Source organism: Mycobacterium conspicuum (assembly GCF_010730195.1).
GTDB lineage: Bacteria > Actinomycetota > Actinomycetes > Mycobacteriales > Mycobacteriaceae > Mycobacterium > Mycobacterium conspicuum.
Genome location: NZ_AP022613.1, coordinates 4,401,879 through 4,418,086, shown reverse-complemented (window position 1 = coordinate 4,418,086; position 16,208 = coordinate 4,401,879). Strand labels below are relative to the sequence as shown.

Below are 16,208 nucleotides of genomic sequence, written 5' to 3'. Positions count from 1 at the left end.
TGAGGAATCGCATGGCTGAGTCACGACCCGCCCTTGTTGACACGTATCAGCTCTACATCGACGGGCGGTGGGTCGAGCCCGAAGACGGTCGCTACGACGACGTCTCCCCGGCCAGCGAGGCCGTCATCGCGTCGGCGCCCGACGCCAGCGTCGGCCAGGTCGGCGAGGCGATCGCGGCCGCGCGGCGCGCCTTCGACGACGGGCCGTGGGGCGCGATGAGCGGCGCGGACCGCGCCGGCTGCCTCAACCAGCTCAGCGACGCGTTGCTGAAGCACGCCGACGATTTCTACGCGCTGTCGCAGGTCGAATGGGGCTGCACCGGCAACGAGCGGATGATGCAGATCGACGGTGCGGCCTACATGACCATGCACGCCGCCCAACTCGCCACCCAACTGGGCGAGGAGGCGGTGAGCGGAATGAGCGCCGGCACCACGCTGCTGAGTCACCAGCCGCTCGGCGTGGTCTCGGTCCTGACGCCGTGGAACTTCCCGCATTGCCTCAACGTGATGAAGCTGAATCACGCACTGGCCGCGGGCAATACGGTCGTGCTCAAGCCGTCGCCGCTGACCCCGCTGGCCGGGTTGGCGTTGGCGCGCCTCATCGACGAGCACACCGACATCCCGCCGGGTGTGGTCAACGTCGTCACGCCGTCGAGCGTCGAGGCCGCTCGGCTACTGACCACCGACCCGCGGATCGACATGGTCAGCTTCACCGGCAGCTCGCTGGTCGGGCGGCAGGTCATGTCGGCGGCGGGCGACACCATGAAGCGGATCCTGCTGGAGCTGGGCGGCAAGTCGGCCAGCATCGTGCTGGACGACACGCAGGTCACCGACGAGATGCTGCAGCAGATGCTGTTCGACTCCTGCTCGCTGCACGCCGGGCAGGCCTGCATCCTGCACAGCCGGCTGCTGCTGCCCGACTCGCTGCACGACGACGTGGTGGACCGGCTGGTGGCGCTGGCCCGTGATGTCAAGGTCGGCGATCCCACCGATCCCGGCGTGCAGATGGGCCCGCTGATCAGCGCCGCGCAGCGCGACCGGGTGCAGGCGCACGTCGACGGCGCCGTGCACGACGGGGCCAAGCTGGCCACCGGCGGTGGCCGCCCCGCCGGCCTGGACGTCGGATTCTATTTCGAGCCAACGGTTCTCACCGGCGTCGAGCCGGATTCGACGATCGCGCAGGAGGAAGTGTTCGGGCCGGTGCTATCCGTGCTGCGCTACCGCGACGACGACGACGCCGTCGCGATCGCGAACAACTCGCAGTACGGGCTTTCCGGCGCGGTGTGGGGCGGCGACGTGGATCGCGCCGTCGGCGTGGCCCGCCGGATCCGCACCGGCCAGGTCGCGGTCAACGGCTGCGGTCCCGGCGGCGCGCCGTTCGGCGGCTTCAAGCTGAGCGGGTTGGGGCGCGAGGGCGGCGGCCTCGGTGGGCTGCACCAGTACATGGAGGCGATGGCCATCGGGGTCCCCGCGTGACCGGACCCCTCGCGGGGCTGTCCGTCGTCGAAATCACCGAAGAGATCTCAGGTCCTTACGCCGCAAAACTTTTCGTCGACCTCGGGGCCGAGGTCACCAAAATAGAGCCGCCGAACGGCGACCGCCTGCGCGACTGGGGCAGCGGCGGCTTGTTCGAGTACCTCAACGCCGGCAAGCGAATTGCGGCGCTGGAGGATGCCCGCGCGCTGATCGAGCGGGCGGATGTGGTGGTGGAGAATTTGGGCCCGGGGGCGCTGGAAGCGTTGGGGTTCGATGTCGAGGATCTCGACAGGCAGGTGCTGCTGCGCATCTCGCCCTTCGGGCAGTCCGGGCCGTGGCGGGACCGGCCGGCGACGTCGCTGACCCTGCAGGCCGCGTCGGGCTGGGTCAGCGCGCGCGATCCGGACCGCCCGCCGGTGCAGGTCGGCGCGCGGATCGCCGAGTACGTGGCGGGCGCCTACGGCGCGTTGGGCGCGCTGACGGCGCTGCGTTGTGCGTCCGATCAGGTTGTCCAGGTTGATGTTTCGTCGCTGGAGGCGTTGCTCGCGACGCTGCCGTATCCCATGCTGCTGGCGGAAAAGATGCACAGCCTCGGCTTGCCCACCAACGCTCGGGGAGCCCCCATGCTGGGGGTTATGCGCGCCGCCGACGGCTGGGTGGGGATCAACTGCCTGACGGGTCAGCACTGGCTGGACGTGTGCGAAATGCTGGGGCTACCCGAGTTCGCCGAGCAGCAAATCCCGATCATGATGGGCGGCCCGGAGCGCGCCGAGTTCTACGCGCGCGCCGAGCCGGTGCTGGCGGAGCAGACCGTCACCGAGATCGTCGAACTGGCGCAGGCGATGCGCATCCCGGCCTCCCCGGTCAACGACGGCGCCACGATTCTGGACTGTCCGCAATACGCCAAGCGCGGCTTCTTCGTCGAGCAGGCCGGCTTCCGGCGCCCGGGCAAGGCGTTTCGGTTCAGCAGTGCCGCGAACCGAACCACACTGCGAAATCGGGGCCCGGAAATCGCAGTGCCGTTCGGTTCACGAACCGAACGGCCCTTCGCGGGACTGAAAGTCCTTGACCTGAGCACCTTTTGGGCCGGGGCCTATCTGACCTGCTACCTGGGCGCGTTCGGCGCCGACATCGTCAAGGTCGAGTCCATCCAGCGGCCGGACGGGTTTCGCTACTCGGGCGCTTTTCCGTTCGAGGGCGACGACTGGTATGAGCGCAGCGGGCTGTGGCAGGCCACCAACCTCAACAAGCGCGACCTCACCCTCGACCTCACCTCGCAGCGGGGCCGCGAGATCGCGCGCCGACTGGCCGCGCAGGCCGACGTCGTCGTGGAGAACTTCTCGCCGCGCGTGGTGGAGCAGTTCGGTTTGGACTACGAGTCGCTGGTCGCGTTGAAGCCCGACGTGATCATGGTCCGCATGCCGGGTTTCGGGTTGCACGGACCCTGGCGAGACTACGTCGGCTGGGCGTTGAATTTCGAGCAGACCGCCGGGATGTCGGCGGTCACCGGCTATCCGGACGGGCCGCCGTGCAACCCGCAAGGGCCCGCGGATCCGATCGTCGGCGTGCACGCGGGCGTGGCTCTGCTGGCCGCACTCGAACACCGCCGTCACACCGGGGAGGGCCAGCTCATCGAGGTGGCTCAGATCGAGGTCGCGGCGTGTGTGACGGCCGAGCCGGTGATCGAGTATTCGATCAACGGGGTTGTGCCGCAACGGGAAGGCAACCGCCAGCGCGGGTTCCTGCAGGGGGTGTATCCGACCAACGAAGACGGGGTGTGGGTCGCGCTGTCGGTGCCCGGCGACGATGCCGTCAATCACGACGTGTTCGACGAGCTCGTCGCCGGCTGGACTCGAACGCAGTCTTGCGACGTGATCGGGAAAACCCTTCGGGCCCAGGGAATTCCAGCGGAGCGGGTGATCACCGGTGAGCACATGTACGGCATCCCCCAGCTCGACGCGCGGGGCTTCTACGAGGAATTCGAGCGTCCGATCACCGGCGCCCACCGCTATCCGGGCTGGCCGTTTCGCATCACCCCTGGGCCGCCGACGCATCACCGCGCGGCCGCGCCGACGCTGGGGCAGCACAACGACGAGATCTTGCGTGCCCTAGGGCTTTCCAACGACGAGCTGGCCAGCCTGCGCGATGAACGGGTCATCGGCGAGCGGGTGCTGAACGCCTGAGCGTCTCAACCGGTATCAGCCGTGGTTGCCGGTTGACCCGTTGGCCCCGGTGCTCCCGGTGTGTCCATTCTGAACGGTTCCGGTCCCCGGAGCGCCGCCGGCGGTCCCGCTGCCGCCCGATCCACCCGCGCCACCGCCACCGTTGCGGCCGCCATCGCCGCCCGCTCCGCCGGTGCCGCCGGGCCCGCCGTCACCGCCGAAGTCACCACCGTCGCCGCCATTGCCCGCGGTGCCGGCGTTGGCGCCTTTGCCCCCGTTGCCGGGCGTTCCGGCGGCGCCCGCGCTGCCCGGTCCGACGGCTGAGCCGCCCAAACCCGCGCCCCCGCCCAAGCCGCCGTTGCCGCCGGAACCTCCGGCCCCGCCGTTGCCGCCGCTGCCGGTGGCGCCGGAGGCGTTACCGCCGTTGCCGGCGTTGCCGCCGTGACCGCCGTTGCCGGCGTTGGTGCCGTTGCCGCCGGCGCCGCCGTTGCCGGTGCCGATGGCGTTGCCGCCGCTGCCGCCATTGCCGCCGGCGCCGCCGGCTCCGCCGGTGCCGCCGGTGCCGCCGTTGATGCCGTTGAACGTGCCGCTGGTGCCGTCGGGGCCGTTGCCGCCGGTCCCGCCGTCACCCGCGGTGCCGCCGTTGCCGCCGGTGCCGCCCTTGCCCGAGCCCAGGGAGATGCCGCCGGTGCCGCCATTGCCGGCGCCGCCGCCGTCACCGCCGCGGCCGCCGGCGCCGTTGCTGACCGCGCCGGCGCTGGCCGCGCCACCGTCGCCGCCGTTGCCGCCGTCGGTGCCGTTGCCGCCGGCGCCGCCGTTGCCGCCGTCGCCGGTGCCATTACCGGTGCCACCCGCCCCGCCCGCGCCGCCAAAGCCGCCGGTGCCGCCGTTTCCGCCGGTGCCGCCGTTCACACCGGAGGTGGTCGAGAAGCCCGAGCCGCCGTTGCCGGGTGTGCCGCCGTTGCCGCCGTCGCCGCCGTCGCCGGCGTCGCCCTGCCCACCGGCGATGCCGATGCCGCGCGCGGCGCCGCCGGCCCCGCCCGCGCCTCCGGTGCCGCCGGTGCCGCCGCCGCCGGCGCTGCCGCCATTGCCGCCGGTGCTGGCGCCGTTGGAGGTGCCGGCGGCACCGTTGACACCGTTGCCGCCGTTGCCGCCGTTACCGGCGGTGCCGCCGGTCCCGCCGTCGCCTCCGTTGCCGCTGGTGGCGCCGCCCGCTCCGCCGGTTCCGCCGTCGCCGCCGTTGCCGCCGGTGCCGCCCGCCGCGCCGCCGTCGCTGGCGTTGACGCCGTTGCCGCCGTTGCCGCCGGTCCCGCCGTCGCCGCCCTTGCCGCCGCCACCGCCATCGCCGAATTGGCCGCCGTCGCCGCCGTTGCCGCCGGTGCCGCCGGTGCCTCCGGTGCCGCCCACTTCGGCGGGGCTGCCCGGGGTGGAGCCGTTGGCGCCGAGCTTGCCGGGCCCGCCGGCGCCACCGTCGCCGCCGTCGCCGCCGTCGCCGAACTTGCCGCCGGTGCCGCCGTTACCTCCGCTGCCGCCGGTGGTGCCGGCGGCGGTGGCGTCGACACCGTCGCCGCCCTTGCCGCCGTCGCCGCCGTCGGTGACCGGGGTGCCGCCGGCGCCGGTGGCGCCGGGGGTCCCGCCGCGGCCGGGGGTGCTGCGCCGGCCGGCGGCCCGGGTCGGCGCCGTTACCGCCGTCGCCGCCGGCCCCGAGGTTGCCGCCGGAACCGGCGACGCCGGCCACGCCGTCGGCGCCGTCGCCGCCGTCGCCGCCCTTACCGGGGTCGCCGCCCTTGCCGCCGGCTCCGCCGTTGCCGTTGGCGCCCGCGGTGCCGTGCGCGGCCGTTCCGCCGTTGCCGCCGATCCCGCCGTTGCCGCCGGCTCCGCCGTCGCCTCCGTCGGCGCCGTCGCCGCCCGCCCCGTTGTTCACCCCGGGCAGGCCCGGGGTGCCGGCGCCGCCGTCCCCGCCGTCGCCGGCGTCGCCGCCCTTGCCGCCGACGCCGCCGGCGCCGCCGTTACCGGACGTCGAACCGCCGGTGCCGCCGCTGCCGCCGGCACCGCCGGCACCGGCGTCACCGCCCTTGCCGCCGTCGAGGCCGCTGCCGTCGAGGCCGCCGCCGGCTTTACCGCCGTCGCCGCCGTCGCCGCCGGCGCCGCCGGCGCCGCCAGCACCGACGGTTCCCGCGTTGCCGCCGGCCCCGCCCTTCCCGCCGGCCGCGCCGGCGCCGCCGTCGCCGCCCGCGCCGTCGTGGGCGTCGCCGCCCTTGCCGCCGGTGCCGCCGGCGCCGCCGGCGCCGCCGTTGCCTGACCCCACCGCGTTGCCGCCCGCGCCGCCGTTGCCCCCGGCGGTGCCGTCGCCGCCGGCGCCGCCGTCGCTGCCGTTGCCCCCGGCGCCGCCGTCGCCGCCGTTACCAGTACTTAGCGCGGTGCCGCCGGCTCCGCCGTTCCCGCCGGCCGTGCCGGCGCCGCCGCTGCCGGCGTTGCCGCCGTCCCCGCCGGCACCGCCACTCGTGCCGTTGCCACCGTTGCCCCCATTGCCGCCACTGCCGGCGAAGCCGGTGGCCGAGCCGCCGGCCCCGCCGGTGCCGCCGCTGCCGGCGGCCCCGCCGTTGCCGCCGGCACCACCGTTTCCGGCGGTCTGGCCCGCGGCGGTGACGGCAAAGCCGTCGCCGCCATTGCCGCCGTTGCCGCCGCCGACGACGACGCCCGCCGCGCCGGTGGCGCCGGCGTTGCCGCCGCTGCCGGTGCCGGCGGCGCCGCCAGCGCCGCCGGACGCCGCGGTGCCAGGTCGCCGCCGTTGCCGCCGGCGCCGCCGTTGGGTTGGCGGCGGTGCCCGCGGCGCCGTTGCCGCCGTTGCCGGCCGCGCCGGCGTTGCCGCCGTGGCCCCCGGCGCCGCCATCGCCGGCGCTGCCCGCGGCGCCGTTGGCGGCCGTGCCGGCGGCCCCGCCGTGTCCGCCGGCGCCGCCGGCGGCCCCGTTGCCACCGTTCCCGCCGTTGCCGCCCGCGCCGTTATTCACTCCGGCCACGCCGGCCGCGCCGACGACGCCATCGCCGCCGTTGCCGCCGTTGCCGCCGGCCCCACCGTCCCCGCCGTTGCCGCCGTGACCGGAGGACGAGCCGCCGGCCCCGCCGTCGCCGCCGTCGCCGCCGGCGGCACCGGCCGTCCCGTTGGTGCCGTTGCCGTCGTTGCCGGTGACGCCGTCGACTCCGGGCGTGCCGGCGCCGCCGGTCCCGCCGTTGCCGCCGTTGCCGGCCAGCACGGCATTGCCGCCGTTCCCGCCGTTGCCGGCGGTTGCGCCGTTGCCGCCGGTGCCGCCGTTGCCGCCGTTGCCCGAGGTGGCGCCGCCCGAACCGCCGGCGCCGCCCGTCCCGCCGACCACACCGGTGCCGCCGGTCCCGCCGTTGCCGCCGTTGCCCGTCGCCCCGCCGTTTCCGCCGGTTCCGCCGGTGCCGCCGTTGCCCGCGATCGAACCGCCGTCGCCGCCCGCCCCGCCGGTGCCGCCGGTGCCGCCGCCCGCGCCGTCGCCGCCGGCCCCGCCGGTGCCGCCCTGGCCGTACTGGCCGCCGTGACCGCCGGCCCCACCGGTGCCGCCGTCGCCGCTGCCGGTGGGGCTGAAGCCGGCGCCGCCGGTGCCGCCGTCGCCGCCGCTGGTCGCCGCGGCGCCGGTCGCCCCGGTGGTACCGGCGCTGGCTCCGCTGCCGCCGCGCGCCCCACCGGCCCCGCCCCCGCCCGCGCTGCCGGGGTCGCCGCCCGCGCCGCCCATCCCCCCGGTGGGTGTGGCGGCGTCGCCGGCGCCGCCGGTGCCGCCCTGGCCGCCAATCCCGGCCGCACCACCCGCCCCGCCATTGCCGCCGTCGCCGTTGGCGCCGGCGTGACCTCCGATGCCGCCCTTGCCGCCGGCCCCGCCCACGCCGCCGGTGCCGCCGGCGCCGCCGTTGCCCCCATTGCCGGCGTTGCCGCCGGTCGCCCCCGCGGTCGTGGCGTCGACGCCGGCGCCTCCGGTGCCCCCGGTGCCGCCCTGACCGCCGACCCCGCCCGCACCGCCGGCGCCGCCTTGGCCGAACAGCCCGCCGGATCCGCCCGCGCCCCCGGCCCCACCGGTACCGCCGCTGCCGCCGTTGCCGCCGATCGCGCCGGTGAGGCCGGTGCTGCCCGGGGTGCCCGCGGTGCCGACGCCGCCGGCGCCGCCGTTGCCGCCGCGGCCGAACAGCCCGGCATTGCCGCCCCGGCCGCCCGCCTGCCCCGGCGCACCGGCCGCGCCGTTACCGCCGTTGCCGAACAGGATCCCGCCGTCGCCGCCGTTGCCGCCCGGCGTCGTCGCGTTGGCGCCGTTGCCGATCAGCGGGCGCCCCGCCAGCACCTCGGTGGGCGCGTTGACCGCCGCCAGCGCCGCCTGCAGCGGGGAGGCGTTGGCCGCCTCGGCGGCCGCGAACGCGCCCCCCGCCGCGTGCAGCGCCCGGGCGAACTCGGCATGAAACGCCGCCGCCTGCGCGCCGACCGCCTGGTACTGCCGCGCATGACCGGAAAACAGGGACGCGATCGCCGCCGACACCTCGTCTTCGGCGGCGGCCACCACCGCGGTGGTGCGGGTCGCGGCGCTCGCATGGGCCGCGGTCAGTGACGAGCCGATGCCCGCCACATCCGCCGCTGTCGCCGCCACCAGCTCGGGCACTGCAATGAGATAGGACATCGCTGACCTCCGACCCGGTCATCGACCATTCACGAATCGGGCGCCCATAGCGTATGCACATCCGACTCAGGCATTTCGGCGTTTCACCAAACATTTGCGACCGCTTCCAGCTGCGTTGTCACCGCCGGAGCCCGCATGAAAAGCTTCGGACATGGTGCCTGCGATCGCCCGTCCGAAGCTCGAGGGAAACATCGCCGTGGCCGCCGACCGGCAGATCAGCTTCGCCGAGTTCGGCGCCCCGTGGGGCCGCGCGGTGTTCTGGTTGCACGGGACCCCCGGCGCGCGCCGGCAGATCCCGGTCGAGGCGCGCGTCTACGCCGAAGACCACGGCATCCGGCTGATCGGCATCGACCGGCCCGGCATCGGCTCGTCGACGCCGCATCGGTACCCCAACATTCGCGCGTTCGCCGACGACCTGGGGATCGTTGCCGACACCCTCGGCGTCGACAAGATGGCCGTGGTCGGCCTCTCCGGCGGCGGCCCGTACGCCCTGGCCTGCGCCGCGGCGCTGCCCGATCGCGTGGTGGCCGTCGCCGTGCTCGGCGGGGTGGCGCCAACGCAGGGGCCCGACGCGATCCGCGGTGGCGCGATGGAGCTCGGCATCCGGGTGGCGCCGCTGCTGAAATACGGGGGCAACCCGCTGCGCATCGGCGCGAGCCTGCTGGTCCAGTCGATTCGGCCGATCGCCTCCCCGGCGCTGTACGCCTACGCCGCGGTATCCCCCCAGGCCGACCGGCACCTGCTGACCCGCCCCGAATTCAAGGCGATGTTCCTCGACGACCTGCTCAACGGCAGCCGCAAGCAGCTGGCCGCGCCGTTCAACGACGTCATCCTGTTCGCCCGCGACTGGGGATTCCGGCTGCACGAGGTAAAGGTCCCGGTCCGCTGGTGGCACGGCGACCACGACCACATCATCCCGTTCGCCCACGGTGAGCACGCGGTGTCGCGGCTGCCCGACGCGGAGCTGTTCCACCTGCCCGAGGAGAGCCACCTCGCCGGGCTGGGCCGCGGCGAGGAGATCCTGAGCACGCTGCTAAAGCTGTGGGACGAGCGGGACTGACGTGCTGCTGACCTCGCTGAATCCGTCGGCGGCGACCGCCACGGACATCGCCGACGCGGTGCGCATCGACGGTGCAGTGCTCAGCCGCGGCGACCTCGTCGGCGCCGCGACCTCGGTGGCCGAGCGCGTCGGCGGCGCGCACCGCGTCGCCGTGCTGGCCACCCCGTCGGCCTCGACCGTGCTGGCGATCATCGGCTGCCTGATCGCCGGCGTGCCTGTCGTGCCGGTGCCCGCCGACGTCGGCGCGGCCGAGCGCCGGCACATGCTCACCGACTCCGGGGCGCAGGCCTGGCTGGGTCCGGTGCCGCCGGAGGCCTCTGACTCTGGGGGGCTGCCGCACATCCCGGTGCGACTGCACGCCCGCTCCTGGCACCGCTATCCCGAGCCGGCCCCGGACGCGACCGCGATGGTGATCTACACCTCGGGCACCACCGGGCTGCCCAAGGGGGTACAGCTGAGCCGGCGGGCGATCGCCGCGGACCTGGATGCGCTGGCCGCCGCGTGGCAGTGGACGGCCGACGACGTTCTGGTGCACGGGCTGCCGCTGTTTCACGTGCACGGGCTGGTGCTGGGGCTGCTGGGGTCGTTGCGGGTGGGGAACCGCTTCGTGCACACCGGTCGGCCGACGCCTGAGGCGTACGGATCCGCTTCTGGCACACTGTATTTCGGTGTTCCGACGGTGTGGTCGCGGGTGGTGGCCGACGCGGAGGCGGCGGCGGCGCTGCGCTCGGCGCGGCTGCTGGTGTCGGGCAGCGCGCCGCTGCCGGTGCCGGTGTTCGACCGGCTGGCGCAACTCACCGGGCATCAGCCCGTGGAGCGGTATGGCGCCACCGAATCGCTGATCACGCTGTCGACGCGGGCCGACGGCGAGCGGCGCGCCGGCTGGGTGGGCCTGCCGCTGGCCGGCGTGCAGACTCGGCTGGTCGACGATGGCGGCGGCGAGGTGCCGCACGACGGCGAAACCGTGGGGAAGTTGCTGGTGCGCGGGCCCACGCTGTTCGACGGGTACCTGAACCGGCCCGACGCCACCGCCGAGGCATTCGACGCCGACGGCTATTACCGCACCGGCGACGTCGCGGTCATCGACGGCGACGGGATGCACCGCATCGTGGGCCGCGAGTCGGTCGATCTGATCAAGTCGGGCGGCTACCGCATCGGCGCGGGCGAGATCGAGACCGTGCTGCTCGGGCACGACGGGGTGGACGAGGTGGCCGTCGTCGGGCTGCCCGACGAGGACCTGGGCCAGCGGATCGTCGCCTTCGTCGTCGGCGCGGCTGCGCCCGACGACTTGATTCAGTATGTGGCGGAACAACTTTCGGTGCACAAACGGCCGCGCGAGGTGCGCATCGTGGATGCGCTGCCGCGCAACGCGATGGGCAAGGTGCTCAAGAAGCAGCTGCTGTCCGAGGGCTAAGCGCGGCGCGAGCGTCCTCATTTGTACGCCGCTCTCGGCGTGTCGCCGTACAGATGGGGACGCTCGCGGCAGATGGGGACACAGCATGTTGCCAGCGATTCCACCGGGCGGTGGCGCGAACCTTCGCCTACTTTCGTGGTGTGGAAGTGACGGCTGAAGCCAGCCCCCGCAGCACGCCGATGCGCCGGGTGGCGACGGCCTGCCTGGTCGGCTCGGCGATCGAGTTCTACGACTTCCTTATCTACGGCACGGCGGCCGCGCTGGTGTTTCCCGCCGTGTTCTTCCCGCAGCTGAGCCCGACCGTGGCCACCATCGCTTCGATGGGAACGTTCGGCGCGGCGTTCCTGTCGCGGCCGGTCGGTGCGGCCGTCTTCGGCTACTTCGGCGACCACCTCGGCCGGAAGAAGAGCCTGGTTGCCACCCTGTTGATCATGGCGCTGTCGACGGTGACGGTCGGCCTGGTGCCCAGCACGTCGTCGATCGGGGTGGCGGCCCCGTTGCTGCTGGTGGCCTTGCGGCTGCTGCAGGGATTGGCCGTCGGCGGGCATTGGGCCGGGTCGGCGCTGCTGAGCGCCGAATACGCGCCGGCCGGTCAACGCGGCCGGTACGGCATGTTCACCCACCTCGGCGGCGGCACCGCCCTGGTGCTCAACGGCCTGACCTTCCTGGTGGTGAACTTCACCATCGGCGAGCAGAGCTCCGCCTTCATGCGATGGGGATGGCGGCTGCCGTTCTTGATCAGCGCGGGGCTGATCGTCATCGCCCTGTACGTGTGGCTCCGGATCGACGAAACGCCGATCTTCGCCGAGGAAAAGGCCCGCGACCTGGTGCCCAAGGCGCCGCTGTCCGAGGTGCTGCGCCTGCAGCGTCGGGAGATCGCGCTGGCCGGGGGCAGTGTGCTGGGGTCGTTTGCCTTCGTCTACATGGCCGGCACCTATCTGACCACCTACGCCCACTCGCTTCTGGGCTACACCCGCAACTTCATCTTGTTGGTCGGCGTGCTGGGCGGGCTGGCCAGCATCGCGGCCGTCGCGGTATCGGCCACGTTGTGCGATCGCGTCGGGCGTCGCCGGATGATGTTGCTGGGCTGGGCGGGGTGTCTGGCGTGGTCGTTCGTGGTGTTCCCGATGGTGGAGTCCGGCAACCCGGTGTTGTATGCGGTGGCCATCGTGGGCATGTACGCCGCGGCGGCGACCGGCTCGGCGCCCACCGCCGCCTTCGTGCCCGAGCTGTTCTCCACCCGCTACCGCTACACCGGCTCGGCGTTGGCGGTGAACATCGCCGGCGTGCTCGGCGGCGCCCTGCCGCCCCTGGTCGCCGGAACGCTTCGGGCAACGTACGGCAGCTGGTCGATCGGCCTCATGCTGACCGCGCTGGTGTTGACCAGCCTGGTGTGTACGTACCTACTGCCGGAGACCAACGGGACCAAGCTGCGCACCACGCCGGGTGTGCACGTGGGTTAGTTGGCGGTTAGCTCAGGCGAGCGTTGGGTCAATCACATACAGCGTGTTGTCGTCGAAGTTAACGACGTAGATGTCGCCGGCCTCGGGGCCGGTGGGGCTGACCGCCAACGCGAAGACCGGCGATCCGTGCTCCCCCACGTTGCCCAGGGGGATGCTGGCGGTTACTGCGTTGGTGGCGGGGTCGACCACCCACACCGCGCCGTTGGCGCCGTAGCTGATGGTGTAGATGTCGCCGGTTTGGGGACCGATTGGACTGACCGAAATTCCGGCCGGACTTGCGGGGGCGTCCAACGCGCCTTCGGAGTTGCCAGCGACCGGGATGGTGGCGGTGACGGTGCCGGTGGCGGGGTTGATCACGGACACCGTGCTGTCGGCCACGTTGGTGACGTAGATGTCGCCGGCCTGGGGGCCGGTGGGGCTGACCGCCACTCCGATCGGGTTGCCGCCGACGGAGATGGTGGCGGTGACGGTGTTGGTGGCGGGGTCGATAACCGACACCCCGTCTGGGCCGATGAAGTTGGTGACGTAGATGTCGCCGGCCTGGGGGCCGGTGGGGCTGACCGCCACGCCGACCGGGGTATTGCCAACGGGGATGGTCGCTACCACGCTGTTGGTGGCCGGGTTGATCACCGACACCGTGTTGGCGGATTCGTTCGTGACATAGACGTAGCCCGCTTCGGGGCCGGTGGGGCTGACCGCTACCCCTTGTGGGAGCTGACCGACGGGGATGGTCGCGACGACGGTGTTCGTGCTGGGATTGATGACCGACACCGTATTGCTGCCTTCGCTGGTGACGTAGACGTAGCCTGCCTCCGGCCCGGTTGGGCTGACCGCTACCCCAACGGGGTTTCCGGCGACGGGGATGGTGGCGGTGACGGTGTTGGTGGTGGGGTTGATCACCGACACTGTGTTGCCACTGTTGTTGGCAACATAGATGTCACCAGCCTCAGGGCCGGTGGGACTGACCGCCACGCCCCATGGTTCGGCGCCGACATTGATGGTGGCGGTGACGGCCCCGCCGCCAGTGCCACCTGAGCCGCCGTTGCTGCCGCTGCCGCTCGGGCCGCCCGCGCCGCCGGTGCCGCCGACGCCCCCGGTCCCGCCGGGGCCGGCGGGGGTACCGCTGGTGCCGGCGGTGCCAAAGGTGCCGGGTTGGCCGACGCCGCCGCCGCCGCTGCCTCCGCCGCCGCCGGTGCCACCGGTGCCACCAGTGCCGCCGTCCCCCGGATTGTAAGCATTGGTGCCGCCGCCGTTGCCGCCGTTGCCGGCGGCGCCGCCGTTACCGCCGGCTCCCGTCGGGCTGGACCCGCCGAAGCCCCCGTTGCCGCCGGCGCCGCCATTGCCGCCGTTTTCGCCGACACCGCCGTTGCCACCATCGCCTCCAATACCGCCGTAACCGCCGTTGCCGCCGCCGGTAGCGGTGCCGCCGTCGCCGGCGTTGCCGCCGAAGCCGCCGTTGCCGCCGTTGGCGGCGTTGCTGCCGAAGCCGCCGGCGCCGCCTTCGCCGCCAAAACCGCCGGCGCCGGCGTTGCCGCCGCCGGTAGCGCCGCCGATGCCGCCGTCCCCGCCGTTGCCGCCAGCGCCCGCCGTGGTGCCGGTTCCGCTGGCGCCGCCGAAGCCGCCTGCGCCGCCGAAGCCGCCTGCGCCGCCGGTGCCGCCGTTGGTAACGGTGCCGCCGAAGCCGCCGTCCCCGCCGGCCCCGCCTGCTGCGCCGATGCCGCCTACGCCGCCTGCGCCGCCGTCCCCGCCGGCCCCGCCGATGCCGCCGTTGCTAGCGGCGCCGCCGATGCCGCCGGCGCCGCCGTTGCCGCCTGCCTCGCTGGCCCCGCCGTTGCCGCCGAAGCCGCCGGCGCCGCCGTTGCCGCCATTGAGCCCCGGGACGATGGCGTTGGCGCCGTTGCCGCCATCGCCGCCCGCGCCGGCGCGGCTCGTCGCCGCGGTGCCGTCGGTGCCGTTGGTGGGGTTGCCCGAGCCGGTGCCCGCGATGCCGCCGCGGCCCACGTTGCCGCCGTTGCCGCCGTTGCCACCGTTGCCGCCGTTGCCGCCGTTGGGGCTGGTGGCGGTGCCGTTCGCGCCGGTGCCGCCATTTCCGGGCGTTCCGGCGCTGCCGCCATTGCCGCCCGAACCGGCAAAACCTGTGGTGCCCGCGCTGCCGTTGGTGGCGGCGCCGCCCTGGCCGCCGGTGCCGCCGTCGCCGCCGTCGCCGCCGTTGCCGCCGGCGCCGCCGTTTTGACCACCGCCGACGCCGGTGCCGTACGTGTTGGAGCCGGCGACGCCGTTGCCGCCGGCGACGCCGTTGCCGCCGTTGCCGCCGTTGGCGCCACTGCCGGCGTTGCCGCCATTGCCGCCGTTGCCCGAGATGGCGCCGCCGGCCCCGCCGGTACCGCCATTGCCGCCGGCGCCGCCGGATTGACCGCTGCTGCCGCTGGTGCCGGCGCCGGTCCCATTGGTGCCGGCGACGCCCGTCACGCCGTTGCCGCCGTTGCCGCCGTTCCCGCCGTTTCCGTACGTGCCACCGTCGCCGCCGTCCCCGCCGTTGCCGCCGTTGCTGCCCGCGGTGGTGGGGTTGTAGCCGTTGCCGCCGTTGCCGCCGTTGCCGACCGGGCCGGTCACTGCGGCGCCGTTGATGCCGCTGGTGGGGTTGCCCGAACCGGTCCCGGCGGCGCCGCCGGTGCCTGCGGTCGCGGTCCCCCCGTTGCCGCCGTTGCCGCCGTTGGGGTTGGCGGCGGTGCCGTTCGCGCCGTTGCCGCCGTTGCCGGGTGTTCCGGCGTGGCCGCCGTTGCCGCCCGAGCCGGCGGTTCCGGTGCTGCCCGCGATGCCGTTGGTTGCCGCTCCGCCGATGCCGCCATTGCCGCCGTTGCCGCCGTTGCCGCCGTCGGCCGAGCCGCCGTTTTGGCCGCCACCAGACCCGGTGCCGTAGAGGTTGGAGCCGGCGACGCCGTTGCTGCCGGCTGCACCGACTCCGGCGTTGCCGCCGGCCGCGCCGTTACCGGCGTTGCCGCCGTTGCCGCCATTGCCGGAGATGGCGCCGCCGGCGCCACCCACGCCGCCGTTGCCGCCGTTGCCGCCGGCCACACCGTTGCTGCTGGCGCCGTGAATGGTCCCGTTGATGCCGTTCGTGCCCGCCTTGCCGTTGCCGCCGTTGCCGCCGGCCCCGCCGTTGCCGAAATCGCCGCCGTTGCCGCCGGCCCCGCCGTTGCCGCCGTTGCCGCCTGCGGTGGTGGGGTTGTAGCCGTTGCCGCCGGCTCCGCCGTTTCCGGTCGGGCCGGCAACGGCGGCGCCGTTGGTGCCGGCCGCGCCGGGGGTCGATCCGAGGCCGCCGAAGCCGCCGGCGCCGGCCGTGCCAGGGTTGCCGCCGTTGCCGCCGTTGCCGCCGTTGGGGTTGGCAACGGTGCCGGTCGCGCCCGCTCCGCCGTTGCCGGCTGTGGCGGCGTTGCCGCCATTGCCGCCGGCCCCGCCGGCCCCGGTGGCGCCCGCGGTGCCGTTGGGGGCGGCGCCGCCGAACCCGCCGTCGCCGCCGAACCCGCCGTGGCCGCCGTTGCCGCCGTTGCCGCCGTTGCCGCCGGCTCCGCCGTTGACGGTGGCGATCCCGGTCGCGCCGGTCGCGCCGATGCCGCCGTTGCCGCCGTTGGCACCGGTTCCGCCGGCCCCGCCGGCCCCGCCGTTGCCGGATATCAAGCCGCCTTGACCGCCGTCGCCGCCGACGCCGCCGTTGCCGCCGATGCCCCCGTTGCCGCCGTTGGCGCCTGCGGTAGTGGCGTTGATGCCGTTGGCGCCGGCCTTGCCGTTGCCGCCGGCGCCGCCGGCGCCGGCGTTGCCGTATGTGCCGCCGTCGCCGCCGTTACCGCCGTCGCCGCCGTTGCTGCCGGCGGTGGCGGGGCTGTAGCCGGCCCCGCCGTTGCCGCCGTTGCCGGTCGGGCCCGCCACCGCAGCACCGTTCGCGCCGGTC

9 protein-coding genes are annotated in these 16,208 nt (G+C 74.7%); 5 read left to right on the top strand and 4 right to left on the bottom strand.

Going from position 1 to position 16,208, the window contains the following annotated elements; translation table 11 throughout:
• Window positions 1-11 precede the first annotated feature (11 nt).
• Window positions 12-1,475: an aldehyde dehydrogenase family protein gene (locus G6N66_RS20100; RefSeq protein WP_085232109.1), complete on the top strand. Its 1,464-nt coding sequence runs from the start codon at window positions 12-14 to the stop codon at window positions 1,473-1,475.
• Window positions 1,472-3,658: a CaiB/BaiF CoA transferase family protein gene (locus G6N66_RS20095; RefSeq protein ID WP_085232110.1), complete on the top strand. Its 2,187-nt coding sequence runs from the start codon at window positions 1,472-1,474 to the stop codon at window positions 3,656-3,658. The genes G6N66_RS20100 and G6N66_RS20095 overlap by 4 nt, the downstream gene beginning before the upstream one ends.
• Before the next feature lie 15 nt (window positions 3,659-3,673).
• Here the strand turns inward: G6N66_RS20095 and G6N66_RS30295 are convergent, their stop codons facing one another.
• The 3 genes from G6N66_RS30295 to G6N66_RS30140 all read right to left on the bottom strand — a co-directional run bounded on the left by G6N66_RS30295 (window position 3,674) and on the right by G6N66_RS30140 (window position 8,322).
• Window positions 3,674-5,044, bottom strand: coding sequence for a hypothetical protein (locus tag G6N66_RS30295; RefSeq protein ID WP_163645889.1), 1,371 nt, complete (start codon window positions 5,042-5,044; stop codon window positions 3,674-3,676).
• Between the two features lie 109 nt (window positions 5,045-5,153).
• On the bottom strand, window positions 5,154-5,945 hold the full coding sequence (locus tag G6N66_RS30480; protein ID WP_179968294.1) for a hypothetical protein: 792 nt from the start codon (window positions 5,943-5,945) through the stop codon (window positions 5,154-5,156).
• A gap of 94 nt (window positions 5,946-6,039) precedes the next feature.
• The gene (locus G6N66_RS30140; protein WP_179968293.1) at window positions 6,040-8,322 is read right to left on the bottom strand and encodes a PE family protein; all 2,283 of its coding nucleotides are present in this window, start codon (window positions 8,320-8,322) and stop codon (window positions 6,040-6,042) included.
• Window positions 8,323-8,473: 151 nt separating this feature from the next.
• On the opposite strand from G6N66_RS30140, the gene G6N66_RS20080 reads away from it, so the two are divergent.
• From G6N66_RS20080 to G6N66_RS20070, 3 genes are all read left to right on the top strand, one after another.
• Entirely contained in the window at window positions 8,474-9,382 is a 909-nt protein-coding gene (locus tag G6N66_RS20080; protein ID WP_085232112.1) for an alpha/beta fold hydrolase, read from the top strand.
• Between the two features lies 1 nt (window position 9,383).
• A complete protein-coding gene (locus tag G6N66_RS20075; RefSeq protein WP_085232113.1) occupies window positions 9,384-10,796 on the top strand; it encodes an acyl-CoA synthetase in 1,413 nt (470 codons plus the stop codon).
• Window positions 10,797-10,975: 179 nt separating this feature from the next.
• Entirely contained in the window at window positions 10,976-12,259 is a 1,284-nt protein-coding gene (locus G6N66_RS20070; RefSeq protein ID WP_085232121.1) for an MFS transporter, read from the top strand.
• A gap of 12 nt (window positions 12,260-12,271) precedes the next feature.
• On the opposite strand, the gene G6N66_RS20065 is transcribed toward G6N66_RS20070, so the two are convergent.
• A complete protein-coding gene (locus G6N66_RS20065; RefSeq protein WP_163645888.1) occupies window positions 12,272-16,186 on the bottom strand; it encodes a beta-propeller fold lactonase family protein in 3,915 nt (1,304 codons plus the stop codon).
• Between the last annotated feature and the right edge of the window lie 22 nt (window positions 16,187-16,208).

Excerpts from the sequence above, each read along its gene's own strand:
- G6N66_RS30140 (WP_179968293.1), bottom strand. The coding sequence starts at position 8,322 with ATGTCCTATCTCATTGCAGTGCCCGAGCTGGTGGCGGCGACAGCGGCG.
- G6N66_RS20100 (WP_085232109.1), top strand. The coding sequence starts at position 12 with ATGGCTGAGTCACGACCCGCCCTTGTTGACACGTATCAGCTCTACATC.
- G6N66_RS20070 (WP_085232121.1), top strand. The coding sequence starts at position 10,976 with ATGCGCCGGGTGGCGACGGCCTGCCTGGTCGGCTCGGCGATCGAGTTC.
- G6N66_RS20080 (WP_085232112.1), top strand. The coding sequence starts at position 8,474 with ATGGTGCCTGCGATCGCCCGTCCGAAGCTCGAGGGAAACATCGCCGTG.